The following is a 23,644-nucleotide window of genomic DNA, read 5'->3' on the forward strand; positions in this document are numbered from 1 at the left end:
ACGCATGACCCGAAACGGGACACGGGACGGGAATCTTTACCGCCGACCGGACGTTGACCGGATGACGACGACAGCGACACCTGTCCTGTGGGCGACAAGCCCGGGAGGCACGATTCATGAGTGAGCGAGCTCTTCGCGGCACACGCCTCGTAGTGACCAGCTATGAGACGGACCGCGGCATCGACCTGGCTCCGCGCCAGGCCGTGGAGTACGCATGCGAGAAGGGGCATCGGTTTGAGATGCCCTTCTCGGTGGAGGCCGAAATTCCGCCGGAGTGGGAGTGCAAGGTCTGTGGGGCCCAGGCGCTTCTCGTGGACGGCGACGGCCCTGAGGAGAAGAAGGCCAAGCCCGCGCGTACGCATTGGGACATGCTGATGGAGCGGCGCACCCGAGAGGAACTCGAAGAGGTCCTCGAGGAGCGACTGGCCGTACTCCGCTCCGGAGCGATGAACATCGCGGTACATCCGAGGGACAGCCGCAAGTCCGCGTAGTCCTTCACAGGGCTGGGCGGCATACAACGCACGCGTGACACCGCGGGTGCCGTACGTGAGGTCTGCGTACGGTGCTTGCGGTTTTGCGTTTTCCGGGCGGTGAGTGCGGGTTGCGGTACCTGGGGGCAGCGCCGCCAGACCCCCCATCGCCCTCACGGGCTCGTCCTCAAACGCCGGACGGGCTAATTGCTGGTGCCCTCATCCCTGACGACCTCGCCCTGGACCACCTTGCCGTCCGGGCGGCGGATCCTCGCCTGCTGGAAGGCGTCGCCCAGGGTGCCGGGGGTCGCCTCGCGCAGTTTGCGTTCGAAGGTGCGTTCCGCGTAGCGGCTGATCGCCTTCTGCAGCGGGGGGATCAGCAGGAGCAGGCCCACGGCGTCCGAGATCAGGCCCGGCAGCATCAGCAGCAGACCGCCGAGCATCAGCAGGCCGTTGCCCTCACTGCCACCGGGGCGGGCCGTGCCCACCGCGGGCATGTCGCTCTGCTGCTGTTGCAGCGTCTCGGTGAGATTGCGGAAGGCTCGACGGCCGGCCCGCTTGATGACCACCGAGCCGAGCACGAACCCGGCGACCAGGAGCAGGAAGACCAGGAAGCCGCTCGCCGCGCCGGCGACCATGGTCAGCAGCCAGATCTCCAGCACCAGCCAGGCGGCGACGCCCAGCGGCAGGAACGTGCGCAGCCGGGAACGCCGCGGCCGGGCGGGGTACGTAGGGGTCGGTGCGCCAGTCGTCATGCGTCCAGTGTGCCTGGGCCAGGCTCAGCACAGGATAAGAGGATGATCAACAGGGCGCTGCTATGGCTTCATGGTCCTGCCGCGGGCCTTGTTCACTCGCTCCACCACGCCCCAGGTCGTGACCCGCCACAGCGCCTCGACCAGGATGTCGCGGCTCATCTTGGAATCGCCGTGCTCGCGCTCGACGAAGGTGATGGGCACCTCGACCACGTGATAGCCGGCCCTGATCGCGCGGCGGGCCAGGTCGACCTGGAAGCAGTAGCCCTGGGAGGCGACCTCGTCGAGGCCCAGGCCTTCGAGGGTCTCGCGACGGAAAGCCCGGTAGCCGCCGGTGACGTCCCGGAGGGGGACGTCGAGCAGGACGCGTGAGTAGAGGCTGCCGCCTCGCGAGATGAACTCGCGGGACTTGGGCCAGTTGACCACCCGGCCGCCGGGCACCCAGCGGGAGCCGAGGACCAGGTCGGCGCCCTTGAGGGCGGTCAGCAGACGGGGCAGTTCCTCGGGCTGGTGGGAGCCGTCGGCGTCCATCTCGATCAGGACGCCGAAGCCGTTCTCCATGCCCCACTCGAAGCCCGCGAGGTAGGCGGCGCCGAGGCCCTCCTTGCCCTTGCGGTGCAGCACCTGGACCTGGTCGTCCTCGGCGGCCAGCTCGTCGGCGAGCTTGCCGGTGCCGTCGGGGCTGTTGTCGTCCGCCACCAGAACATGGGCATCGGGGACCGCCTCGCGCACCCGGCCGACGATCTTCTTGATGTTCTCCGCCTCGTTGTAGGTCGGAATGATCACCAGAGCCGTGCCGAGCGGGCCGAACCGCCGCTGCTGGGCCTCTGCCGCGAGGGTCCCGTCGCCGTCGTTCACTGCTGCCCCTTCAAGTCCGTACGGAGAAGTCCACCATAGTGGCCTCAGCCTGCGCCGACGGCTCGGCACGTTCGTACGGGGGTGTCGATTCGGCAAGAGGCGGGTAAGGGGGTCCGCTTCGCCACCCGTGGACGCTGCGGATCGGGGCCCGGTGCCCTTCGGGCCGACCTGGGACCCGCTGGCTGCGGGTCGACCGAGAGCCGTTGTCTACTGGACGTCCGGGCCCCACCCGGGTCGCACCTTGCCGACCCGGTGGAACGTTCCGCCGCCGTGGCTCGGGCGCTGAGCCTGGCTGCCAGTGACGGTGCGCCGGTGCGGCACACGGTCCCTGACCCAGCGGCGCTGCGGCGACTGCGCGGAGGTTCCCCGGTCGGGCGTCCGGTGGTGGACCCGGCAGAACCTACCGGCCGACTGACGTCAGCTGTCAACAGCGGCTTGACCTGCGGTTCTTTTCCCAATGGCCTGGTCAGCGCCGAGGAGACGCAGGTCGCGCGACGGCGTGCCGCCGTCGATCCGTACCCCGCCGCCCGGGGAGATCACTCGCCCGGCCCTACGAACACCGTCCGGCCGCCGACCACCGTGCGCAGGCAGACGGGGAGGTCGGCGCCCGGAGTGAGATCGGGCAGCCCCGGCGTGCCGGAGCGGGGGTCGGTGGACCAGCGGGCGACCCGGTCGTCGGGCGCCTGGACCACCAGGGCGTCGGTGCGCCACAGGGCGTAGTCCGCAGGCGCGCCCGGCACCAGGACGCCCGCGTCGTCGCGCCCGACGGCCCGCCAGCCGCCCCGGGTGTGGGCCGTGAACGCCGCGCGGACCGAGATGCGGTGCTCCGGGGTGCGGTGGAAGGCGGCTGCGCGGACCGTGCCCCAGGGGTCGAGCGGGGTGACGGGGCTGTCGGATCCCAGGGCGAGCGGGACGCCGGCCTTCAGGAGGGCGGCGAAGGGGTTCAGGGAGCGGGCCCGGTCGGCGCCCAGGCGCCCGGCGTACATGCCGTCGTCGCCGCCCCACAGGGCGTCGAAGGCGGGCTGCACGGAGGCGGTGAGGCCCAGTTCGGCGAAGGCGGCGATGGTCTCGGGGGTGAGCATCTCGGCGTGCTCGACGCGGTGCCGGGCGGCACGGACACGGGCCAGGCCGACCTTCTCGGCGGCGGCGCGCACGCCCTCGACCACGGAGGTCACGGCGGCGTCCCCGATGGCGTGGAAGCCCGCCTGGAGGCCCGCCTCGGTGCAGGCGACCACATGGGCGGCGACGGCGGCGGCGTCCAGGTAGGCGGTGCCGCTGTGACCGGTCCGATCGCTGTACGGCTCGTGCAGGCAGGCGGTGTGCGAGCCGAGGGCACCGTCGACGAACAGGTCGCCGGCGGCGCCGGCCGCACCCAGGGCGCGGGCCTTGTCGACGCCCTCTTCGCCCTGTTCGGCCCAGTAGCCGACCACCCGGGGGCCCGGCTCCTCGGCGGCGAGGCGGAGCAGCCCCGTGAAGTCGTCCTCCGAGGAGATCTCCGGCCCCCCGCACTCGTGGACGGAGCCGATACCGAGCGAGGCGGCGCGCGCGAGGGCGGCGCGCTGGGCCTCGGTGCGCTGCGCCGGAGTCACCGCGCCGAGGGCGGCGGCCCGGACGGCGTGGTGGGCGTCGCCGGTCAGCGGGGCGTCCGAGCGGCCGGTGTCGCCTCGTACCAGGTCGAGCAGTGCCGTCGTCACGACCGCCGAGTGGACGTCGATACGGCTGAGGTACAGCGCGCGTCCGCCGGTGGCCTCGTCCAGCTCGGCGCGGGTCGGCGGGCGCCCGCCCGGCCAGCGGGCGGCGTCCCAGCCGTGACCGAGCAGGACACGGTCGGCGGGACGGGCGGCGGCGAACGCGCGTACGCGGGTGAGGGCCGCGTCCAGGGAGGGGGCGTCGGACAGGTCGAGGCCGGTGAGCGCGAGCCCCGTGGCGGTGGTGTGCACGTGTGCGTCGGTGAACGCCGGCGTGACAAGGGCGCCGTCGAGGTCGATCACCTCGTCCGCCGCGCCCGCGACGGCGTCCGCGGCGCCCTCCGAGCCGACCCAGGCGATATGGCCGCGCTCGACGAGCATCGCCGTCGCGAAGGGGTCGGCGGGGCTGTGGACTTCGCCGCCTCGGAGAAGGACGGTGTCGTGGGGTACCGGGCGTTCACTCATGGGGACAGTTTCCCGCGCGCCCGCACCTGAGCTGTACGTGGGGCGGGTCGCCGGGGCGCCCCACGCCGTCGGCCGGGCGGTTGGGCCCGCTGCTCAGATCTTCGGTGGTCTCGCCTCGTACGGGGTCGACAGGACCACCGTGGTGCGGGTCGAGACACCGGCGAGGGTGCGCACCCTGGCGAGCAGTTCCTCCAGCTCGTGCGGGGTTGCGACACGGACCTTGAGGATGTAGTTCTCCTCCCCCGCCACGCTGTGGCACGCCTCGAGCTCCGGGACGTCCCGGAGGCGTTCCGCGATGTCGTCCGGGGCGCTGGGGTCGAAGGGTTTCACCGAGATGAAGGCCGTCATGGGCAACCCCACGGCCTCCGGGTCGACGACCGCCGCGTAGCCGCGGATGACGCCACGCTGTTCCAGCCGGCGCACCCGCTGGTGCACTGCGGACGTGGACAGGCCCGTGGCCTTGCCCAGGTCGGTGTAACTCATCCGCCCGTCCTTGACGAGCAGCTGCACGATCTGTCGGTCCAGCTCCTCCATGGCGGAGAACCTACAGTGCCGTTGATCTCCTCCGATACCTGAGCGGTGCAGGTCATGCCCTGTTCGTGATGTGGCCCGGATGCCCTGCGCGCCGGACGAGGGACAAAAGCATCGCCACGGGCACCTGCGGACGGCATGTGACCAACGCCACAGCTCTCGAACATGCTCCGTGATGGTCTCGTGATTACCGCCGAGACCGGGCGGGAAGTGCTTGCTGTGGCCGAGGCCGCAGTTGCCTTGTCGGCCCAGCCCGAGGGGGAGTAACCCATGCAGAGTCTTAAGCGCCCTGGTCGCACCGCGCCCAAGAGGCCCCAGTTGGTCACCGAACCCGAGCCGGAGGGCGTCGAACCCGACGCGTTCGACGGCGAGGAACTCGACGACTACGACACCTTCGAGATGTTCCGGGTGATCTGCCCGGACTGCGCGCAGCCCATCGCGCTGCTCGCGGACGAGGAGATCCTGCCGGAGCACGCGCTGTGCGCGTCACCGTGGAACCCGTTCGGGCTAACGGTCTGCGCCGGTACGGGCCGCGCGGCAGCCGAGGCCCGGTCCGCCGACGAGACCGCGGAACTCCAGGAGCAGCACACCGCCCTGCTGTTGACGCTCCCTCAGGGGCTCGACTGGCGGACCCAGCCCTTCTCGCACGTCGGCGGCCCGGGCTCACGCCCGATGCGGGTCCCCGTCATGCGGCGCCACGCCGCCTGAGCGCGTCCGCTCGCCCACTCCGACCGCCCCTCACCATGGTCCGCATGGCTGCCGTGGTGCGGGTCCGGTGCGCGCGTGTGCCGTCGCGAACGCAGAGCCGAATCCGGCACGCGGTGACCTGACCGACGGTCACCGCGTTGCCCTGGCATGACGACCCCCATGTACGCCACGCCGGGACGTCCGCGCCAGTTCTCCGACGGCGACCCGACAGAATCGGTTCCGCAGAGACCACTCAACCAGGGCCGGCCGAACCCGCCGGTGCCGCCGCCCGACCCGCCCATCTACCGTGCCCTGCTGCGCAGTTGGACCGAGCGTGGGCGCACTCTGCCGGGGCGCTACGACCCGGAGTGGGTCCGGCTCGCGGCGCCGCCGGTCGGGCTCGGGATCGTGATCGACCCGTTCAGCGCGTCTCCGGGCCCGCCAGATGACGGGCGATGACCATGCGCTGGATCTGGTTGGTGCCCTCGACGATCTGCAGGACCTTGGCCTCGCGCATATAGCGCTCGACGGGGAAGTCCGCGGTGTAGCCGTAGCCGCCGAGTACCTGTACGGCGTCCGTGGTGACCTTCATCGCCGTGTCGGTGCACAGGAGTTTGGCCATGGCGGCCTGCTTGGCGAACGGCCGGCCGGCGTCGCGCAGCCGGGCCGCCGCGAGATACAGCGCGCGGCCCGCCTCGATCTGGGTGGCCATGTCGGCGAGGAGGAAGCGCAGCCCCTGGAAGTCGGAGATCGGCCGCCCGAACTGCCGGCGCCCGGTGGCATAGGACACCGCCTCGTCAAGTGCCGCCTGGGCCAGGCCGATCGCGCAGGCCGCGATGCCGAGGCGCCCGGAGTCGAGTGCGGCCAGTGCGATCGCGAAGCCCTGCCCCTCCTCGCCGATGCGCCGATTGCCGTCCAGCCGGACCCCGTCGAAGTTGATCTGCGCGGTGGGTGAGCCCTTGAGGCCCATCTTCCGTTCCGGCGCCGCGGCCTCCAGCCCCTGCACGTCGGCGGGTGCCAGGAACGCGGTGATGCCGCGCGGGCCGTCCTCGCCGGTGCGCGCCATGACCGTGTAGAAGTCGGCGATACCGCCGTGCGTGATCCAGGCCTTGGTGCCGGTGAGCACCCAGTCGTCGCCGTCCCGGACGGCTTTGGTGCGCAGGGAGGCGGCGTCGGAGCCGGCGGCGGGTTCGGAGAGGCAGTACGCGCCGAGGAGGCCGCCGCCGAGCATCGCGGGCAGGTGTTCGGCCTGTTGTTCCTTGGTGCCGTAGTTGGCGAGGGCGTGGCAGGACAGCGTGTGCACGCTGGCGCCGAGTCCGACGGTGAGGCGGGCCGCGGCGAGCTCCTCGATGACCTGGAGATAGACCTCGTACGGCTGGTCGCCGCCGCCGTAGTCGGAGGAGTACGGCAGGCCCAGCAGCCCCGACTCCGAGAGCAGGGCGAAGACTTCGCGCGGGAAGCGTCCGGCGTCCTCCTCCTCGGCTGCCTTCGGGGCGATCTCACGCTCGGCGATGTCACGGACGAGCGAGATCAGGTCCCGGGCCTCGTCCGTGGGCAGTTGCCGGTCCACCGGCTGCGGGGCGTGTTCGGGCATGTCGACGCTCTCCTCCCTGTCGGGCGCGACGGCACACGCGCGCCTGAGTCGGGTGGCGTCCGCCGGTCTCACTGGTCACGGCCGATGCTGGCCCTTCCGGGTCACGGACGGGGCCGGTGAACGGCTGTGGAGCTGCGAGTATGCCCGATCGGCGGCATGACGTCACCGGTTAACGAGCGTTTATTCGATCACATCCCGGGGCACCGCGCTCGCCGGTGAATTGGTCCGAACCATTGACCGTAGTGGTCTAGTCCACTTACTGTGCCCGCAGTTCCCGGCACCACCTCCCCCGTGTTTCCCTCCCTTCCGAGGAGACAGCCCCATGCACCGACCGCATCTCCCCCGTGTCCGCCTCAAAACGCTTGTCTCTGCCGCCTGTTGTGCCGTTCTCGGCGCCGGGCTGCTGGCCGGCGCGCATACCGCGACCGCCGCCCAGACAGCCTCACAGGCCGCCGTGCGGCCCGTCCCGAAGGCCGCCGACTCCAAGGTCGTCGGTTACTTCACCGACTGGGGCACCTACGACCGCAAGTACTACGTCAAGAACATCGAGACCTCCGGGTCGGCCGCCCGGCTGACCCACGTCAACTACGCCTTCGGCAACGTCACCGGAGGCAAGTGCGTGATGGGCGACGCCGATGCGGCGACCGGGCGCGCGTACACGGCGGCCGAGTCGGTGGACGGGGTCGCCGACACCGCGAGCCAGCCCCTGCGGGGCAACTTCAACCAGCTGCGCGAGCTGAAGAAGAAGCACCCGAAGCTCAAGGTCCTCTGGTCGTTCGGCGGCTGGACCTGGTCGAGCGGGTTCGGCGAGGCCGCGCAGAACCCGGCCGCGTTCGCCAAGTCCTGCTACGACCTGGTGGAGAACTCCCGGTGGGCCGATGTCTTCGACGGCATCGACATCGACTGGGAGTACCCGAACGCCTGCGGCAACACCTGCGACACCAGCGGCAGGGCGGCCTTCAGGAACGTGATGGCGGCGCTGCGGGCGAAGTTCGGCTCCGGCAACCTGGTCACGGCGGCGATCACCGCTGACGCCACCTCCGGCGGCAAGATCGACGCGGCGGACTACGCGGGCGCCGCCAGGTACGTCGACTGGTACAACCCGATGACGTACGACTACTTCGGCGCGTGGGCGGCGACCGGTCCGACGGCGCCGCACTCGGCGCTGAACTCATACCCCGGCATCCCGCAGGCCGGCAACTACACCTCGGCGACCATCTCGAAGCTCAGGGGGCTCGGCGTACCGGCCTCGAAGCTGCTGCTCGGTATCGGCTTCTACGGGCGCGGCTGGACCGGCGTCACACAGGCGGCGCCCGGCGGCACGGCGACCGGTCCGGCCGCGGGCACCTACGAGGCGGGCATCGAGGACTACAAGGTGCTGAAGTCCAAGTGCCCCGCGACCGGCACCGTCGGCGGGACGGCGTACGCCAAGTGCGGGAGCGACTGGTGGAGTTACGACACCCCGGCGACCATCGGCACGAAGATGGCGTACGAGAACCAGCAGGGACTGGGCGGCACGTTCTTCTGGGAACTGAGCGGCGACACCAAGAACGGTGAGCTGATCAGGGCGATCAAGTAGGCGCATCGGCAGGGCGGTTGGGGCGGAGGTCATGAACCTTCGCCCCTGTGCCGTCAGTTGTCCCGGCGGGCCGGCTCCGGTGTCACATACGTCGGGTCGAGTTCCTCGATGGCGCGCAGGGCGCCGCCCAGCATCTTCACGAGGAGTTCGCGCATGATGTCCCGGGAGAGCTCGGGGCGGTCGATCCAGTCGAGGGTGGCGCCCTCCACGCTGCACACCCAGCCGAACAGGCCCATGCGGGCCAGCGGGGCGACATCCTCTCTGCCGTACGCGCCTTCGGCGATGGTCGCGACGATCGCCTCGCGCACCCCGTCCCGGATGGCGTGCACCTCGGCGTCGAAGCCGACGCCGCCGCTGACGATCGTGCGGTAGGCGGCCTGGTTGTGCTCGGCGAAGCGCAGGTAGCAGTCGATGGTGCGGTGCACACGGTCCACGGGGGCGTGGTCGAGACCACTGGACGCGAAGGTGACCAGGTCGGCGACCGAGTCCTCGACGATGGCGAGGTAGTAGCCGCGCTTCGACTGGAAGTAGTAGTAGATCAGCCCCTTGGCGACCTGCGCCTGACGTGCGATGTCGTCCATCGACAGTGCGTCGTACGACCTGTCGGCGAACAACTTCCGTCCGATGGCGATGAGTTCGGCGCGACGCGCTACGGAGCGGTCGGTGCCGCGCACTCTCGGACGTTCGGCGGCAGGCTGTTGACTACTGTTCAATTCGGGGCCCTGGTCTCCAACTGCGGGCGGGACGTCCGAAGTATGGCAGACCGGAGCCACCTGGACGTTCGACTCTGATCGACGGGCCGTCGCCCGGTTCGCTGCCGATCCCACCGGCTCAGATCAGGCCCAGCTGGACGACGAACATGGCGACCACAACCACGAACGTCCAGCCCATGACGTGCTCGAAGATCTTCGGGCCGTCCTCCTGGGGACCGCCTGTGCGGGTGCGGGCGGGGGCTGCGGCAGTGCTCGCGGTCATGGCATCTCACTGAGGTCGGTGTGCGATGGACTCCCCCCACCGTTGTGTCCACCTTGCCATTCATCGGGGCTTTCGTGCCGGAGACGTTGGTCACATCCCCCTGAACCACATCCCCCGGAACGCGGACGGCCCCCGGTCTCCCGGGGGCCGCTCGCACATCACGCGTCCTCTTCGGCTCAGCGCACGCCCACGGCCGCGAGGGCCGCGCACTGGGCGGCGGTCGGCCGCGCCGGGAAGTACAGATAGCAGACGCCGCCGGTGCCGGACACGACCTTGCCGGTGGCGTTGTACCGCTTGGTCCGCAGCCAGATGTTCTCGAACTCGCGCCGCGCGTAGACCCGTCGCACGGCCGCGTCGGTCGCCGAGAACGGGTCGTTGGCGATCACGTCGCCGTCAGCGGTGAAGCCGATCACGGTCATCAGATGGCCGGGGGTGCCGTAACCGGCACCTGTCAGTTCGGTCTTGAGGAACGACTGGGACGTTATGGCCGGGATGCCGGCCGCGATCAGCGTCTCCAGGTCGGTGAGCGAGCCGAGTCGGGTGACCACGCCCTGGAGATCCTTGTAGGTCGCCGCGTAGGCCGCGTTGAAGGGCCAGTTGCCGCAGCCGGCGTACTGGAAGTCGTAGGTGTGGCGGGCCGCGTGGCAGACCTGCGGATCGGCGAAGGCCGGGTCGACCCAGGCCAGTTGCTCCGCCGTGGGCTTCCGCCCCCAGTACTCGATGATCATCTGCGAGGAGGTGGGGCTGCACCAGGCCTCGCCGCCGTTGTCGTACTCGGGGTACTGGCCGATGTGGATCTCCTGCGAGTACCGCGGGACGGCCAGTTCCCCGGCCGCGCCGGGCGCCGAGGCGGGGACGGTGAAGCGGTCCGGGACGTCGGAGCCCATCGCACCGAGCCGCCAGACCTTGGGGGTGGCCTTGGTGCCGGGCTTGCGGTAGAGGGTCAGCCGCAGCCGGTACGAGACCAGGCGCAGGCCCGTGGCCGGGTCGTCGATGGCGAAGGTGTCGGTCCAGACCGTGCTCTTGTGGTCGGTCTGGTCGTCGACGGAGGTCCGCTTGATGTCCTGGTCGCCGGAGGCCCAGCGGCCCATCACGTACCAGGGGGCGGCGGTGCCGTCGGAGTACGTGCCGGTCAGCTCGACCTGGAGCCAGGTCCCGGCCGGGGTGCGCGCGTTCCAGGAGGCGATGACCTCGGTGGAGGGCACCGTGAGCGGATGCGTGGGGGAAGTCCAGGTCGCGTACTCCCAGGCCGCCGTCGTTCCGGTGTGCGGATCGGTGTAGTCGACCGTGCCGGCCGGAGCGCCGATCTCCAGGCCGGGCCGCGCGCCGGCGACGGCCCGGGCGCCCTTGGCCGTGCCGGCGCACCAGTCCGCGTACGAGAACCACGCGCGGTTGTCGACCGGGCGGGCCGGGTCGGCGGCGACCTTGCGGCCGGTCGGCACCGGGGTGTCTGCCGTGGCCGGGCCGGCGCTGCCCGCGACGGCGGCGGCGACCGCCGCGGCGAGGACGGTTCTGCGGGACGGTTGCTCGACTCTGTTCATGTGCGGATGACCCCCGGTCTCCTGGGTGAGTGGGACGGTGCACGGATGCTCGCCAACTATGGCCGCCGGTGACCGGCCCATGCCAGCAATTCGGGCCGCGCCGCGCCCAGGAATATTGGTCTCAACCATTGGCGTGACCTGGTGTCCGGGCGACAGCGGCACGCGTCAGCGGTCCCTAGAATGACCTTCGGCAATATGTCCGAATTCCATCGCCTCTGGGAACCGTCATCCACGAGCTCGCACGCACCCTGCGCCGGCTGCCGCCGTCCTGCGGCCCGGTCCGTCTGATCGCCGTCGACGGACACGCGGGGTCCGGGAAGACCACGTTCGCCGGGCGGCTGGCCGCCGCTCTCGACGGGGCACCCGTACTGCACCTCGACGACATCGCCAGCCACGACGAACTGTTCGCGTGGACGCGACGCCTGGTCGGCCAGGTGCTCGAGCCGCTGCGGCAGGGCGAGAACGCCTCCTACGCCCCCTACGACTGGACCTCCCGGCACTTCGGAGCGCCCCGGACGCTGCCGACCGCCCCCGTGGTGCTCGTGGAGGGAGTCGGGGCCGGGCGACGGGCGATACGGCCGTACCTGGCGCGACTGTTGTGGATGGAGCTGACCGACGAGGAGGCCTGGGCGCGGGGCCGGTCGCGGGACGGGACGGAACAGAGCGAGTTCTGGGCCGGGTGGGTCCGCGCGGAACGGCGGCACTTCGCCGCGGACCCCTCGCGTCCGTTCGCCGACCTGCTGGTACGGCAGTGCGGCACGGGGTACGAGGTGCTGCCCGGGCCTGCCGGGACGGTTGGATCAGACCAGAATCTCACTCACGGTGACGGGCCATCCGCTGTGTGCTGAACTTGTGAAGAACCTCGTCACAGAACTTGCCCGAGTCCTTCAACTCGGCTTGACCATCGAGCCGTACAGGACTTACGTTCTCAATGCGCGGCCGTTCGAAGCCGCCCCGCAGTCGCGAAGCCCCCGGTTGTTCCCCCGTGATCGGGGGCTTCGTTCTGCCCGCACCCGATTTTCGGTCGCCCCGAGGCCCTTTTTGTTCACCCTGGGTGACCGCGCTGTGTGCGCCCCATCTGCTCCCACCTCGTCAAACGTCCTGTGCGGCACCCTGCTGCGGGCACCTCCGGCGCAGGTACGATGCCCTCGGTGCGACTCGGACGGCTGCTCTGCGCACCGTTGCAACTCCCGTCCGCGGCACAGCGGTTCGACCAAGCTGCCGACGGGCACCGGCCCGTCGGAAAGGCATCGGGGGCACGGTTTGTGGGGGACGTGATGGACTTCGGCACGCAGGGCCCCGAGGCCCCGGCCGACCTCGCCTGGCTGCGAGGTGTGGACGCCTACACGATGGGCGCCTATCCGCAGGCGGAGGAGGAGTTCCGCACCGCGGTGCGGATGGATCCCGGGATGGCCGACGGCTGGCTCGGACTGCATGCGCTGCGCGTCGACACGACGACCGCGCTGCTACGGATGTTCCGGCACCGGGAGCGCTTCGGGGAGCAGCGCGCCCGCCATCGCAGGACCCTCAACTCCTGGTACTGGCTGGGCTGGTGGGTGCAGCCCGTGCTCGAAAGCCCGCGCGATCTGCTGCTCGCGCACGCCTCGCACTGGCTGGACGGCCGCCATGTGCCGGAACTGGACCGGGCGTTGGCCGGTCTGCCGCCGGTGGACACGGACCCGCAGGTCCGTTTCCTGCACGCGTGCCGCGCCTATCTCGTCAAGGACTGGGAGCAACTGGTCCGCAACACCGACCCGTTGATCAACGACACGATGCTGGGCATCGAGGCAGGTCTGTTCGGCGGCATGGCCCGGGTGCGCCTGGAGATGTACGGGCAGGCCGAGCCGTTGCTGTCGGCGGCGCTGATGCGCTGTCGCAGCGAGCAGCCGCAGCGCAAGGAGCTGCGGTACTGGCTGGCGCGGGCTCATGAGGGCACGGGTCGCTCGGCGGCGGCCCTCCCGCTGTACCGGGCCGTGCATCGCGTGGACGCCGCGTTCATGGACACCTCGGCGCGGCTCGCCGCGATCTCCGAGGGCGACGGGTACGACGAGGCGGCCGACCTCGCGGCGATCGCCCTCTCCGGGATCGGACAGGAGCTGCTGGAGAGCCCGGACGGCTTCGACCCCCTGTTCGGCGGCGAGGGACGCGATCTGAAGCTCTCGGAGCCCGAACCCCCGTCCACCGGCGGCCCCTTGCCGTCCGCGACCGACTCGGTGCGCCACAAGGCCGCGCTCCCGGTACAGCCGCTGCCGACCGGCCCGACCGATCCCGAGCTGCTGGACGAAGCGCTGGCCGAGCTGGAGCGCATGGTGGGCCTGGAACCGGTGAAGCGCCAAGTGAAGGCGCTCTCCGCCCAGTTGAACATGGCGCGGCTGCGTGCGGGGCAGGGACTGCCGGTCCAGCCGCCGAAGCGGCACTTCGTCTTCTCTGGCCCGTCGGGAACCGGCAAGACCACGGTGGCACGCATCCTCGGCCGGGTGTTCTACGCCCTCGGGCTGCTCGGCGGAGACCATCTGGTCGAGGCTCAGCGGGCCGACCTGGTCGGCGAGTATCTGGGCCAGACCGCGGTGAAGGCCAACGAGCTGATCGACTCCGCGATCGGGGGCGTCCTGTTCGTGGACGAGGCGTACTCGCTCTCCAACTCCGGTTACGGCAAGGGCGACGCGTACGGCGACGAGGCCCTGCAGGTGCTGCTGAAGCGGGCCGAGGACAACCGGGACCATCTGGTGGTGATCCTGGCCGGCTATCCGGAGGGCATGGACCGGCTCCTCGCCGCCAACCCGGGGCTGTCGTCCCGCTTCACGACGCGCGTCGACTTTCCCTCGTACCGTCCGCTCGAACTCACCTCCATCGGCGAGGTGCTGGCCGCCGAGAACGGAGACGGGTGGGACGAGGAGGCGCTGGACGAGCTGCGCTCGATCGCCGGGCATGTGGTGGACCAGGGGTGGATCGACGAGCTGGGCAACGGGCGGTTTCTGCGGACGTTGTACGAGAAGAGCTGCGCGTACCGGGATCTGCGGCTGTCGGTGTACCCGGGGACACTGACGCGGGACGACTTGTCGACTTTGCGGCTGCCGGATCTGATGCAGGCGTACGGGGAGGTCCTCTCGGGGCGGGGGCCCCAGGATCCGTCGGCGAGGTGAGCGTGGCCGGGTGAGGCTGCTGCGCCCACCCGGCCATGGTCCGGCGCCGGTCACCGGCTCAGCTCGCCAGCGCCTCCTTCTGAGCCTCCGCCCTGGGCTCCGTCACCTTCGGGACCGGGGGTGTCTGGCGGTGGGCCGGGTCCCGTACCTCGCCCACCAGGAGTTCCAGTACGTCCTCCATGGCGACCAGGCCGATCACCCGGCCCGAAGCGTCCGCCACCTGGGCCAGGTGCGTCGCCGCCCGGCGCATCACCGTCAGCGCGTCGTCCAGCGGGAGTTCGGAGCGCAGCGTCGTCATCGAGCGCCAGAGGTGCTGCGGCACCGCCCGCTGCGAGTCCTCCAGGTCCAGTACGTCCTTCACGTGCAGGTAGCCCATGAAGGCGCCGTTGTCCGCCACCACCGGAAACCGGGAGTAGCCGGTGCGGGCGGTGAGGGCGACGACCTGACCCGGGGTGACCGACGGGCCCACCGTCACCAGGGACTCGCGGGCCAGGAGGACATCGGTGACCGGGCGGGAGCCCAGTTCCAGCGCGTCCTCCAGGCGTTCCTGCTCGCCGGGGTCGAGCAGTCCGGCCTGGCCGGCGTCCTCCACCAGGCGGTTGAGCTGTTCGCTGGTGAAGACCGCCTCGACCTCGTCCTTGGGCTCGACGTGGAAGAGTTTCAGGACGAGTCGCGCACAGGCGCCCAGCCCCACCGTGACCGGCCCGCACAAGCGGGCGAAGGCCACCAGTCCCGGGCTCAGCCACAGCGCCGTTTTCTCGGGCGCCGCCATCGCCAGGTTCTTCGGGAGCATCTCCCCGACGACGAGATGGAGGAAGACCACGACGGCGAGCGCGATGACGTAACCCAGCGGGTGGATCATGCCCTCGGGGAGGTGGGCCGCCTCGAAGACCGGTTCCAGCAGGTGGGCCACGGTCGGTTCGGCGACCGCGCCCAGGGTCAGCGAACAGACGGTGATGCCGAACTGGGCGGCGGCCATCATCTGCGGCAGCCGTTCCAGGCCATACAGCACCTGGCGGGCCCGCGCCGTGCCGAGCGGTTCGATCTGGCTTCGGCGGACGGAGACGAGGGCGAACTCGGCGCCCACGAAGAAGCCGTTGGCGAGCACGAGGAGGAGGGCGAAGAGGAGTTGGAGCACGCTCATCGGGCCGCCTCCGCCGCGAGATCCGCCGTCTTCGCGCCGGACACGCCGGACACGCCGTCCGTGCTGTCTTTCTCGTCCGTGCTGTCTGGGCTGTCTGCGTTGTCGGGGGTCCTGATCAGTCGTACCCGCTCGGCCCGGTAGTGGCCGACCTGGCGGACGGAGAGGCGCCAGCCCGGCAGTTCCGCCCGGTCGCCGGGGACCGGGATGCGGCCCAGCAGGTCGGCGACGAGGCCCGCGACCGTCTCGTACGGGCCCTCGGGCACGTCGAGGCCTATGCGCTGGAGGATGTCGACCCGGCAGCTGCCGTCGGCGTCCCAGGTGGGGCGGCCGTCCTCGGGCGGGGCGGCGGCGAGTTCCTTCGGTTCGTTGAGCACGTCGTCGTGCTCGTCATGGACCTCGCCGACGAGTTCCTCGACGATGTCCTCCAGGGTGACCACACCCGCCGTACCGCCGTACTCGTCGACGACGACGGCGATGGGCTGCTGGCTGCGCAGCAGTTCGAGGAGCGGCTGCACGGGGAGCGTCTCCGGGACCAGCAGCGGCGGCTTGGCGATCCGGCCGGCCGGTGTGCGCAGCCGGTCGCCCGCGGGCACCGCGAGGGCGTCCTTGAGGTGGACCATGCCGACGATCTCGTCGATCCGCTCCCGGTAGACGGGGAAGCGGGACAGGCCGGTGGCCCGGGTCAGGTTGACGACGTCCTCGGCGGTGGCCGACGACTGCAGCGAACTGACCCGCACACGCGGGGTCATGATGTGCTGCGCGGTCAGCTCGCCCAGCGACAGCGTCCGTACGAAGAGGTCAGCGGTGTCCTGTTCCAGCGCCCCGGCCTGCGCCGAGTGCCGGGCCAGGGAGACCAGCTCGCCGGGGGTACGGGCCGAGGCCAGTTCCACGGCGGGTTCCACGCCGAGGGCGCGGACCAGCCGGTTGGCCACGGCGTTCAGTCCGGCGATCACCGGACGGAACAGCCGGGAGAAGGCGTGCTGCGGGCCGGCCACGAAACGGGCGACCTGCAACGGCCTGGAGACCGCCCAGTTCTTGGGCACGAGTTCGCCGATCACCATCTGCACGGCGGCCGCCAGCAGCATGCCGACGACCACGGCGACACCGGACGCGGCGCCTTCCGGGACGCCGATCGCGGTGAACGGGCCGCGCAGCAGCTCCGCGAGCGCCGGCTCGGCGAGCATGCCGACGACGAGGGAGGTGATGGTGATCCCGAGCTGGGTGCCGGAGAGCTGGAAGGACAGCTCCTTGAGGGAGTCGACGACCGTACGAGCTCGTCGGTCTCCCTCGGCTGCGGCCTTCTCGGCGTCGGGACGCTCGACCGTGACGAGGCCGAACTCGGCGGCGACGAAGAATCCGTTGGCCAGAATCAGCAGGAATGCCGCTCCGAGGAGCAGCAAGGGGGTGGTCATGATGCCGCCGCCTCGATATGTCGAGAGGGGGCGGCGCAGGTACTGCCGGACGATCCGTCCATCGCTGGAGGGAGTCACTCCTCGGGTAGCAGGGGGCCTCTGAAGCTCGGGGAGAGCATCAGTGGCGGAGGCGCGTGAAAACGCCTCCGCCAACAGATTAATCAAGACAGGGCCCTGTGCGGCAGGGTGGACGCCCTGAGTCAGCCCTGATCTTGCTCGGGGTCGCCCACGGAGCGCGCTTCGGTGAGCGCCCGCAGGGTGCGCGCGTCCTCGATGGCGCGCGCTCTGGCGATGCCGGGCTGGATGCCGAGCGCCGGCAGACTCGTACCGTCGCTGAGGTCGAGGAACACCCAGGGATCGCCCGGACGGAGGTTCACCCGGAGGATCTCCGCCCAGTCCAGGCGCCGCTTGCTGGCGATGTTCACGACGGTGACTCCGGCCTCGTCGGCGACCACCTTCGGCCGGGACAGCAGCAGGAGCACGGACGACAGCAGCGCGGCGGTGAAGACGAAGCTGACGCGCTCCCCGGGGCTGACCGACTCCAGGAGCAGCGCGATCGTCGTGATGACGACGAAGATCACGGCACTCGCCGTGGCGAGCACGGCCCGGGTACGGCCCGGCCGGAATGTGACGGGCAGCGCGGGCAGCGCCGGCGGAACGGGTGCGGTGGGCGGATCCTGCATCGGTGTACGGTCCCTGTCGCTCACGGTGTCGGTCGCTTCCCGTGTCTCAGAGGCGGCAGGCGTGGATGGCCGTGGTCAGGATGGCGCGCGCCCCGAGGTCGTACAGATCGTCCATGATCCGCTGGGCCTCCTTGGAGGGGACCATCGCGCGGACGGCGACCCAGCCCTCGTTGTGCAGCGGCGAGACGGTCGGCGACTCCAGACCGGGGGTCAGGGCGACGGCCCGCTCCAGCTGCTCGACGCGGCAGTCGTAGTCCATCATCACGTACGTCCGGGCCACCAGGACGCCCTGGAGTCGGCGCAGGAACTGCTGGACCTTCGACTCGGCGCTCTCCTCGACCTCGGCTCCGACCCGGCGGATGACGATCGCCTCGGACTTCGTGATGGGCTCGCCGAACACTTCGAGGCCCGCGTTGCGCAGTGAGGTGCCGGTCTCGACCACGTCCGCGACGACCTCGGCGACGCCGAGTTCGATGGCGGTCTCGACAGCGCCGTCGAGGTGGACGACGGAGGCGTCGACGCCGTGGTCGGCGAGGTGCTTGGCGACGATGCCCTCGTACGAGGTGGCGACGGTCATGCCCGCCAGGTCCTCGATGCGGGTTGCCGCGCCGGGCTTGCCGGCGAAGCGGAAGGTGGAGCGGGCGAAGCCGAGCGGGAGGATCTCCTCCGCGTTGGCGCCGGAGTCGATGAGCAGGTCGCGGCCGGTGATGCCGATGTCGAGGCGGCCGGAGGAGACGTAGATCGCGATGTCGCGGGGGCGGAGGTAGAAGAACTCGACCTCGTTCTCCGGGTCGACGATCCGCAGCTCCTTGGACTCGCGGCGCTGCTGGTAGCCGGCCTCATGCAGCATCGCCGACGCGGGGCCTGACAGGGAACCCTTGTTGGGGACGGCGATGCGCAGCATGAGGTCGGCTTCCTTTGTGTGAGGTGCGTGAGGTGCGTGAGATGCGTGGATGGTGACGGTGGTGGGTGCCGGGCGGGCAGGGCTTACAGGTGGGCGTACACGTCGTCCAGCGAGATTCCGCGGGCGACCATCATCACCTGAACGTGGTAGAGCAGCTGCGAGATCTCCTCGGCGGCTGCTTCCTTTCCCTCGTACTCGGCGGCCATCCAGACTTCGGCGGCCTCTTCCACGACCTTCTTGCCGATGGCGTGGACGCCCTTGCCGACCAGCTCAGCGGTGCGGGAAGTGGCGGGATCGCCCGTGGCGGCCTTGTGCTGGAGCTCGGTGAACAGCTCCTCGAACGTCTTATTGGACATGATGGCGCCCACCCTATTTCACATACCGGTGTGGTCACCTCCATGGTTCAGATACTGAGCGGAGGGTGGCCGCCGTCGCCACGGCCGCCGTCACCGCCTCGTGCCCCTTGTCCTCGTTGGAGCCCTCGATACCCGCGCGGTCGAGGGCCTGTTCCTCGGTGTCGCAGGTCAGCACGCCCATGCCGATGGGGACTCCGGTGTCGACCGAGACCTGGGTGAGGCCCTGGGTGACGCCCTGGCACACGTACTCGAAGTGGGGCGTGCCGCCCCGGATGACGACGCCGAGCGCGACGATCGCGTCGTAGCCCCGTCCGGCCAGGACCTTGGCGACGACCGGGAGTTCCCAGCTGCCGGGGACCCTCAGCAGGGTCGGCTCGTCAATGCCCAGGTCGTGCAGGGCGCGCAGGGCGCCGTCCACCAGACCGTCCATCACCTTCTCGTGCCACTGGGCCGCGATGACGGCGACGCGCAGGTCACCGCAGTTGCGTACGGACAGTTCGGGTGCACCCTTGCCGCTCACGTTCTCGTCTCTCCTTGGCGATCTTTACTGCGATGTCTGCTGCGTCTACTGCGTCTTCCGCGATGTCTACTGGTTGCCGCAGGGGGACACGGGGGCCGGGTCCAGCCAGGGCAGGTCGTGTCCCATCCGGTCCCGCTTGGTGCGCAGGTAGGTGAGGTTGTGCTCTCCCGCCTGTACGGGCATCGGCTCGCGGCCGGTGACCCTGAGGCCGTGGCGGACGAGCGCGTCGGTCTTGTCGGGGTTGTTCGTCATCAGGCGCACGCTGCGGACGCCGAGGTCCTGGAGTATCTGCGCGCCCGCGCCGTAGTCCCGGGCGTCGGCGGGCAGGCCGAGCTCCAGGTTGGCGTCGAGGGTGTCGTGGCCCTGCTCCTGGAGCTCGTACGCCCGGAGCTTGGACAGCAGTCCGATGCCGCGACCCTCGTGGCCGCGCAGGTAGACCACCACTCCCCTGCCCTCGTCCCGGATGCGTTCGAGCGAGGTCTCCAGCTGGGGGCCGCAGTCGCAGCGCAGGGAGTGGAAGACGTCACCGGTGAGGCACTCGGAGTGGACGCGGACCAGGACGTCTTCGCCGTCGTCGGCGCCGATGTCACCGTGGACGAGGGCGACATGCTCGACGCCGTCGACGATGGAGCGGTAGCCGTACGCCGTGAACGTGCCGAAAGCGGTGGGGAGTCGGGTCTCGGCCTCACGCCGGACGGTGGGTTCGGCGCTCCTGCGGTAGGCGATCAGGTCCTCGATGGAGATGATCGTGAGGCCGTGCTTGCGGGCGAAGGGGATCAGCTCGGGCAGGCGCAGCATACGGCCGTCCTCACCGGCGATCTCCACGATGGCGCCGGCCGGGCGCAGCCCCGCGAGGCGGGCGAGGTCGACGGCCGCTTCGGTGTGGCCGTTGCGGGCCAGCACACCGCCCGGCTTGGCGCGCAGCGGGAAGATGTGGCCGGGGCGGACGAAGTCGTCGGCGCTCGCTTCGCCGCCCGCGAGGAGCTGAAGCGTGATGGCACGGTCGGAGGCGGAGATACCGGTGCTTACCCCGTGAACGGCCGAGGCGTCGACCGACACGGTGAACGCGGTTTTCATCGACTCGGTGTTGTCGTCGACCATCTGGGGCAGCCGGAGCCTGTCGAGCTCGTCGCCCTCCATGGGGGCGCAGATCAGCCCACGGCACTCGCTCATCATGAAGGCGATGATCTCGGGGGTCGCCTTCTCGGCGGCGATGACGAGGTCGCCCTCGTTCTCCCGGTCCTCGTCGTCGACGACCACGACCGGCCGGCCGGCCGCGATGTCCGCGATGGCCCGCTCGATCGGGTCGAGTGACCAGTCCTCGATGTTGTCGGTGCTGTAGAGGATCGGGGCCGTGGTGGTGGTCATGCGGGCGCTCCTTCCAGGACAGGCTGTGTCCCCTTGCGGGAGCGCAGCCACCAGTCGCGCATGCCCCACAGGACGAGCGCGCCGTAGATGACGTAGACGAAGCCGGAGAAGGCGTAGCCGTTGGCGAAGTTGAGGGGGACGCCGACGACGTCGACGAGGAGCCACGCGAACCAGAACTCGACCATGCCGCGCGCCTGGGCGTACATGGCGACGATGGTGCCGACGAAGATGTAGGCGTCCGGCCAGGGGTCCCAGGACAGGGTCGGGTAGGCCTTGAAGAGCAGCGCCACGGCGACCGTGCCGGCGGCGGCAGCGCCGATCATGGCCGCGCGTTCGCGCCAGGTGGCGAACCGCGGGGTGATGTGGCCGTCCGAACCCTGGCTCCGGCTGCGGTTCCACTGCCACCAGCCATAGCCGGCGACGAGCATGACGACAACCTGCTTGCCGGCGCTGCCGGTGAGGTGGCCGTAGAAGGCGCCGAAGAGGACGAGGCCGGACAGGAACTGCACGGGCCAGCTCAGGATGGAGCGCCGCCAGCCGAGGGCGAGGGCGATCAGGCCGAGGATGTTGCCGATCATGTCCGACCAGAGGATGTGCTGGTCGAGGAGCGTGAACGCCTCCGTGTTCAGCCAGTTCACTTCGCCGCCTCCGAGGTTCCGTGCGTGCCCTGCGTGCCCTGTGTCGCCTGCGGGCCGAGCAGCCGCTCGACGTACTTGGCGATGACGTCGACCTCGAGGTTGACCGGGTCGCCGGGCTGCTTGCGGCCGAGCGTGGTCAGTTCGAGGGTGGTGGGGATGAGGCTGACGGTGAAGTAGTCGGGGCCCGCGTCGACGACGGTGAGGCTGATGCCGTCGACGGTGATGGAACCCTTCTCGACGACATAGCGGGTGAGGTCGGCGGGGAGCGAGACCTTGACGATCTCCCAGTTCTCGGACGGCTTGCGTTCGAGAACCGCGCCCGTGCCGTCGACGTGGCCCTGCACGATGTGGCCGCCGAGGCGGGCACCGAGGGCCATGGGGCGTTCGAGGTTGACGCGGGAGCCGACGGCGAGGACGCCCAGGCTGGAGCGGTCGAGGGTCTCCGCCATGACATCGGCGGTGAACTCGTCGCCCTCGTGTTCGACGACCGTGAGACACACGCCGTTGACGGCGATGGAGTCGCCGTGGCGGGCGCCCTCGGTGACTACGGGGCCACGCAGCCGGAAGCGGGAGGCATCGCCCAGCTCTTCGACGGCCGTGACTTCGCCCAGCTCTTCGACGATTCCGGTGAACACTTCCCGGGTCCTCCCTGCCTCTTCGGGCACGGACTCCGGGGCCTGTCGATGACGACAGCTGTGAACGGGCAGGAATACCGGGAGCGACGCCGGACGGAGCTCGGACCATGGCCGAGCGGTACGGCGGCGCGCACGAATGCCCGCCCGCCGCGCACTGCCTCCCATCCGGACTTTAACCGTCGGTCCAGGAATTCCACCTGGTCAACCGGCCGCCGAAATACAAGCGGACGGGTCGCGGACTATAACCGCCGGTTCGGACTTTCACCGACCCCGGAGTGCGCTGCTTCTGTTACAGGCCAGTGTGCCACGCCGGGTCGTACTCCATGCGGGTGAGTTGTGTGGACTGGCTCACAGGAACCGGACGGACAGCCGGAAAGCGAGTGGCGGACCAGTGGCCAACGAGCGGCACGCGAGGCATGAGCGATCCGGCCCCCACGCGATCGGCCCGCTTCCACCTACCCGGCCGAGGCCCCGAACAGCACCTCCTGGGCACTCTCCCGGGCCGTCAGCAACGCACCGCGCAGCACCCCTCCACCGCCCAGCGCGCTCGCGCGCACCTCCGCCGGAAGCGGGGACATACGGGCGAGCCGTTCCTCCACACGGGCGGCGAGCACGGCACCGCCGGCCCGGCCGACCTCACCGCCCAGCACCACGCACCCCGGGTCGAGGACGGCGACGACGGACGCGGCGCCGATGCTGACGCGGTCGGCGAGGATGTCGAGGAAGCGGGCGTGGGCCGGGACGTCGGGGGCGGCCACGGCCACCCTGACCAGGGTTGCCGCGTAGGGCTCGTGGGCGTCGATGTCGGCCACCAAGCCCTGGGCGCCCGCCAGTTGGACGATCGCCGGCGCCGCGGCCAGGGAGTGGAAGCCACCTGCGCAGTCCGTGGCCGAGGGGAGCTGCCCCGTCCCCGGCACCGGCAGGAAACCGATCTCGCCGGTGCCGCCGGAGGCCCCCCGGCGCAGGGCGCCGTCGAGGACCACGGCCGCTCCGGTGCCGTGGCCGAGCCACAGCAGCACGAAGGTGTCCCGGTCGCGGGCGGCGCCGTCGCGCTGTTCGGCGAGGGCGGCGAGGTTGGTCTCGTTCTCGACGATCACCCGGGCCTCGGGAAGCCGTTCCTGCAGCGCGGCGACCAGACTGCGGTGCCACACGGGCAGGCCGCCGGAGTCGCGGAGCTCGCCGGTCGCCGGGTCGATCAGCCCGGGGGCGCCGATCCCGACGGTGTGCAGTTGTTCGGCCCCGGCCTCCTTGGCGACGCGCTCGACGAGGGCGACCGCCTGTTCCACGGCGGGACCGGTGCCGGTGTCGCCGCCGATGGGCACGGACGCCTCAGCCAGCACCTCGCCCACCACGTCGGTGACGACGACCCCGACGCCTTCGGTGCGGACGTCGAGGGCGGCCAGATGGGCGAGGTCCGCGACGATCCCGTACACCTTCGCGTTCGGTCCCCGTCGCTGTTCCCCCGACTCCCCCACGACCGCGATCAGTCCGGCGGCGGTGAGGCGTTCGACGAGGTCGGCGACCGTCGGGCGGGACAGGCCGGTGAGCTGCTTCAACTGCCCGGCCGCCAACGGGCCCTCCTGCTGGAGCAGACGGAGGGCGAGCCGGTCGTTGATGGCCCGGGCGGTGCTCGGGGATGCGGGCATGGCGAGATCCTTCCAGATCGGCGGGGTCGCCCCCGACGCGGGACGGCCGGTAATC

24 protein-coding genes and 1 riboswitch are annotated in these 23,644 nt (G+C 70.6%); of the genes, 6 read left to right on the top strand and 18 right to left on the bottom strand.

The features are described from left to right. Window positions 1–116: 116 nt before the first annotated feature. Window positions 117–491 carry an RNA polymerase-binding protein RbpA gene (locus tag ADL01_RS03135; protein ID WP_003977404.1) on the top strand — a complete coding sequence of 125 codons (375 nt, stop codon included), beginning with the start codon at window positions 117–119 and terminating at the stop codon, window positions 489–491. 182 nt (window positions 492–673) lie between these two features. On the opposite strand, the gene fxsA is transcribed toward ADL01_RS03135, so the two are convergent. The 4 genes from fxsA to ADL01_RS03155 all read right to left on the bottom strand — a co-directional run bounded on the left by fxsA (window position 674) and on the right by ADL01_RS03155 (window position 4,767). Next, window positions 674–1,225, bottom strand: a complete 552-nt coding sequence (fxsA, locus tag ADL01_RS03140) for an FxsA family membrane protein (protein WP_053740310.1) — start codon at window positions 1,223–1,225, stop codon at window positions 674–676. 60 nt (window positions 1,226–1,285) lie between these two features. Next, window positions 1,286–2,080: a polyprenol monophosphomannose synthase gene (locus ADL01_RS03145; protein WP_053740311.1), complete on the bottom strand. Its 795-nt coding sequence runs from the start codon at window positions 2,078–2,080 to the stop codon at window positions 1,286–1,288. 536 nt (window positions 2,081–2,616) lie between these two features. Further along, window positions 2,617–4,233, bottom strand: coding sequence for an amidohydrolase (locus ADL01_RS03150; protein WP_053740312.1), 1,617 nt, complete (start codon window positions 4,231–4,233; stop codon window positions 2,617–2,619). Between the two features lie 93 nt (window positions 4,234–4,326). Beyond that, window positions 4,327–4,767: an Lrp/AsnC family transcriptional regulator gene (locus ADL01_RS03155; protein ID WP_053740313.1), complete on the bottom strand. Its 441-nt coding sequence runs from the start codon at window positions 4,765–4,767 to the stop codon at window positions 4,327–4,329. Between the two features lie 267 nt (window positions 4,768–5,034). Here ADL01_RS03155 and ADL01_RS03160 point away from each other — a divergent pair, with 267 nt between their 5' ends. Continuing rightward, a complete protein-coding gene (locus ADL01_RS03160; RefSeq protein ID WP_053740314.1) occupies window positions 5,035–5,472 on the top strand; it encodes a hypothetical protein in 438 nt (145 codons plus the stop codon). Between the two features lie 147 nt (window positions 5,473–5,619). Beyond that, window positions 5,620–5,910 (top strand): hypothetical protein, encoded by a 291-nt coding sequence (locus tag ADL01_RS45715; RefSeq protein ID WP_234354479.1) that lies wholly within the window; start codon window positions 5,620–5,622, stop codon window positions 5,908–5,910. Here the strand turns inward: ADL01_RS45715 and ADL01_RS03170 are convergent. Beyond that, the gene (locus ADL01_RS03170) at window positions 5,873–7,045 is read right to left on the bottom strand and encodes an acyl-CoA dehydrogenase family protein (protein WP_053740316.1); all 1,173 of its coding nucleotides are present in this window, start codon (window positions 7,043–7,045) and stop codon (window positions 5,873–5,875) included. The two genes, ADL01_RS45715 and ADL01_RS03170, sit on opposite strands and share 38 nt — an antisense overlap. A gap of 322 nt (window positions 7,046–7,367) precedes the next feature. On the opposite strand from ADL01_RS03170, the gene ADL01_RS03175 reads away from it, so the two are divergent. Then, entirely contained in the window at window positions 7,368–8,624 is a 1,257-nt protein-coding gene (locus tag ADL01_RS03175) for a glycoside hydrolase family 18 protein (protein ID WP_053740317.1), read from the top strand. Window positions 8,625–8,677: 53 nt separating this feature from the next. Here ADL01_RS03175 and ADL01_RS03180 read toward each other — a convergent pair whose 3' ends face one another. From ADL01_RS03180 to ADL01_RS03185, 3 genes are all read right to left on the bottom strand, one after another. Next, window positions 8,678–9,337, bottom strand: coding sequence for a TetR/AcrR family transcriptional regulator (locus ADL01_RS03180; RefSeq protein ID WP_053740318.1), 660 nt, complete (start codon window positions 9,335–9,337; stop codon window positions 8,678–8,680). A 118-nt stretch (window positions 9,338–9,455) separates the two neighbouring features. Then, window positions 9,456–9,599 (bottom strand): SCO1431 family membrane protein, encoded by a 144-nt coding sequence (locus ADL01_RS43405; RefSeq protein WP_107090789.1) that lies wholly within the window; start codon window positions 9,597–9,599, stop codon window positions 9,456–9,458. Window positions 9,600–9,775: 176 nt separating this feature from the next. Further along, the gene (locus ADL01_RS03185) at window positions 9,776–11,140 is read right to left on the bottom strand and encodes a peptidase C39 family protein (RefSeq protein ID WP_053740319.1); all 1,365 of its coding nucleotides are present in this window, start codon (window positions 11,138–11,140) and stop codon (window positions 9,776–9,778) included. 227 nt (window positions 11,141–11,367) lie between these two features. On the opposite strand from ADL01_RS03185, the gene ADL01_RS03190 reads away from it, so the two are divergent. After that, window positions 11,368–11,988 (top strand): uridine kinase family protein, encoded by a 621-nt coding sequence (locus ADL01_RS03190; protein WP_078960293.1) that lies wholly within the window; start codon window positions 11,368–11,370, stop codon window positions 11,986–11,988. A 429-nt stretch (window positions 11,989–12,417) separates the two neighbouring features. Further along, window positions 12,418–14,283 (top strand): AAA family ATPase, encoded by a 1,866-nt coding sequence (locus ADL01_RS03195; protein WP_053740321.1) that lies wholly within the window; start codon window positions 12,418–12,420, stop codon window positions 14,281–14,283. A gap of 58 nt (window positions 14,284–14,341) precedes the next feature. On the opposite strand, the gene ADL01_RS03200 is transcribed toward ADL01_RS03195, so the two are convergent. From ADL01_RS03200 to ADL01_RS03245, 10 genes are all read right to left on the bottom strand, one after another. After that, complete coding sequence (locus ADL01_RS03200) at window positions 14,342–15,427, bottom strand: hemolysin family protein (RefSeq protein WP_053740322.1); 1,086 nt, start codon at window positions 15,425–15,427, stop codon at window positions 14,342–14,344. Continuing rightward, window positions 15,424–16,839 (bottom strand): hemolysin family protein, encoded by a 1,416-nt coding sequence (locus ADL01_RS03205; RefSeq protein ID WP_053740323.1) that lies wholly within the window; start codon window positions 16,837–16,839, stop codon window positions 15,424–15,426. Before ADL01_RS03205 ends, ADL01_RS03200 begins: the two co-directional genes overlap by 4 nt. Window positions 16,840–17,039: 200 nt before the next feature. Then, on the bottom strand, window positions 17,040–17,522 hold the full coding sequence (locus ADL01_RS03210) for a PH domain-containing protein (protein WP_053740324.1): 483 nt from the start codon (window positions 17,520–17,522) through the stop codon (window positions 17,040–17,042). Window positions 17,523–17,568: 46 nt separating this feature from the next. Continuing rightward, the gene (hisG, locus tag ADL01_RS03215; protein ID WP_053740325.1) at window positions 17,569–18,426 is read right to left on the bottom strand and encodes an ATP phosphoribosyltransferase; all 858 of its coding nucleotides are present in this window, start codon (window positions 18,424–18,426) and stop codon (window positions 17,569–17,571) included. A gap of 83 nt (window positions 18,427–18,509) precedes the next feature. Further along, on the bottom strand, window positions 18,510–18,782 hold the full coding sequence (locus tag ADL01_RS03220; RefSeq protein ID WP_006378313.1) for a phosphoribosyl-ATP diphosphatase: 273 nt from the start codon (window positions 18,780–18,782) through the stop codon (window positions 18,510–18,512). Between the two features lie 34 nt (window positions 18,783–18,816). Then, window positions 18,817–19,302 carry a 6,7-dimethyl-8-ribityllumazine synthase gene (gene ribH, locus ADL01_RS03225; RefSeq protein WP_053740326.1) on the bottom strand — a complete coding sequence of 162 codons (486 nt, stop codon included), beginning with the start codon at window positions 19,300–19,302 and terminating at the stop codon, window positions 18,817–18,819. Window positions 19,303–19,368: 66 nt separating this feature from the next. After that, complete coding sequence (locus tag ADL01_RS03230; protein ID WP_053740327.1) at window positions 19,369–20,670, bottom strand: bifunctional 3,4-dihydroxy-2-butanone-4-phosphate synthase/GTP cyclohydrolase II; 1,302 nt, start codon at window positions 20,668–20,670, stop codon at window positions 19,369–19,371. Next, entirely contained in the window at window positions 20,667–21,308 is a 642-nt protein-coding gene (gene pnuC, locus ADL01_RS03235; RefSeq protein WP_053740328.1) for a nicotinamide riboside transporter PnuC, read from the bottom strand. The genes ADL01_RS03230 and pnuC overlap by 4 nt, the downstream gene beginning before the upstream one ends. Beyond that, window positions 21,305–21,943: a riboflavin synthase gene (locus tag ADL01_RS03240; RefSeq protein WP_053740329.1), complete on the bottom strand. Its 639-nt coding sequence runs from the start codon at window positions 21,941–21,943 to the stop codon at window positions 21,305–21,307. Before ADL01_RS03240 ends, pnuC begins: the two co-directional genes overlap by 4 nt. Window positions 21,944–22,090: 147 nt before the next feature. Beyond that, window positions 22,091–22,226: riboswitch (FMN riboswitch) on the bottom strand. Window positions 22,227–22,398: 172 nt separating this feature from the next. Next, complete coding sequence (locus tag ADL01_RS03245) at window positions 22,399–23,589, bottom strand: ROK family transcriptional regulator (protein ID WP_053740330.1); 1,191 nt, start codon at window positions 23,587–23,589, stop codon at window positions 22,399–22,401. Window positions 23,590–23,644: the final 55 nt, after the last annotated feature.

Origin of the sequence: Streptomyces sp. NRRL WC-3618, assembly GCF_001280005.1 — a bacterium.
Lineage (GTDB): Bacteria > Actinomycetota > Actinomycetes > Streptomycetales > Streptomycetaceae > Streptomyces.

Bases quoted from the DNA above. Each gene is read 5' to 3' on its own strand.
- ADL01_RS03135 (WP_003977404.1), top strand. From the start codon at position 117: ATGAGTGAGCGAGCTCTTCGCGGCACACGCCTCGTAGTGACCAGCTAT.
- fxsA (WP_053740310.1), bottom strand. From the start codon at position 1,225: ATGACGACTGGCGCACCGACCCCTACGTACCCCGCCCGGCCGCGGCGT.
- ADL01_RS03150 (WP_053740312.1), bottom strand. From the start codon at position 4,233: ATGAGTGAACGCCCGGTACCCCACGACACCGTCCTTCTCCGAGGCGGC.
- ADL01_RS03155 (WP_053740313.1), bottom strand. From the start codon at position 4,767: ATGGAGGAGCTGGACCGACAGATCGTGCAGCTGCTCGTCAAGGACGGG.
- ADL01_RS03160 (WP_053740314.1), top strand. From the start codon at position 5,035: ATGCAGAGTCTTAAGCGCCCTGGTCGCACCGCGCCCAAGAGGCCCCAG.
- ADL01_RS45715 (WP_234354479.1), top strand. From the start codon at position 5,620: ATGACGACCCCCATGTACGCCACGCCGGGACGTCCGCGCCAGTTCTCC.
- ADL01_RS03170 (WP_053740316.1), bottom strand. From the start codon at position 7,045: ATGCCCGAACACGCCCCGCAGCCGGTGGACCGGCAACTGCCCACGGAC.
- ADL01_RS03175 (WP_053740317.1), top strand. From the start codon at position 7,368: ATGCACCGACCGCATCTCCCCCGTGTCCGCCTCAAAACGCTTGTCTCT.
- ADL01_RS43405 (WP_107090789.1), bottom strand. From the start codon at position 9,599: ATGACCGCGAGCACTGCCGCAGCCCCCGCCCGCACCCGCACAGGCGGT.
- ADL01_RS03185 (WP_053740319.1), bottom strand. From the start codon at position 11,140: ATGAACAGAGTCGAGCAACCGTCCCGCAGAACCGTCCTCGCCGCGGCG.
- ADL01_RS03195 (WP_053740321.1), top strand. From the start codon at position 12,418: ATGGACTTCGGCACGCAGGGCCCCGAGGCCCCGGCCGACCTCGCCTGG.
- ADL01_RS03200 (WP_053740322.1), bottom strand. From the start codon at position 15,427: ATGAGCGTGCTCCAACTCCTCTTCGCCCTCCTCCTCGTGCTCGCCAAC.
- ADL01_RS03205 (WP_053740323.1), bottom strand. From the start codon at position 16,839: ATGACCACCCCCTTGCTGCTCCTCGGAGCGGCATTCCTGCTGATTCTG.
- ADL01_RS03210 (WP_053740324.1), bottom strand. From the start codon at position 17,522: ATGCAGGATCCGCCCACCGCACCCGTTCCGCCGGCGCTGCCCGCGCTG.
- hisG (WP_053740325.1), bottom strand. From the start codon at position 18,426: ATGCTGCGCATCGCCGTCCCCAACAAGGGTTCCCTGTCAGGCCCCGCG.
- ADL01_RS03220 (WP_006378313.1), bottom strand. From the start codon at position 18,782: ATGTCCAATAAGACGTTCGAGGAGCTGTTCACCGAGCTCCAGCACAAG.
- ADL01_RS03230 (WP_053740327.1), bottom strand. From the start codon at position 20,670: ATGACCACCACCACGGCCCCGATCCTCTACAGCACCGACAACATCGAG.
- ADL01_RS03245 (WP_053740330.1), bottom strand. From the start codon at position 23,589: ATGCCCGCATCCCCGAGCACCGCCCGGGCCATCAACGACCGGCTCGCC.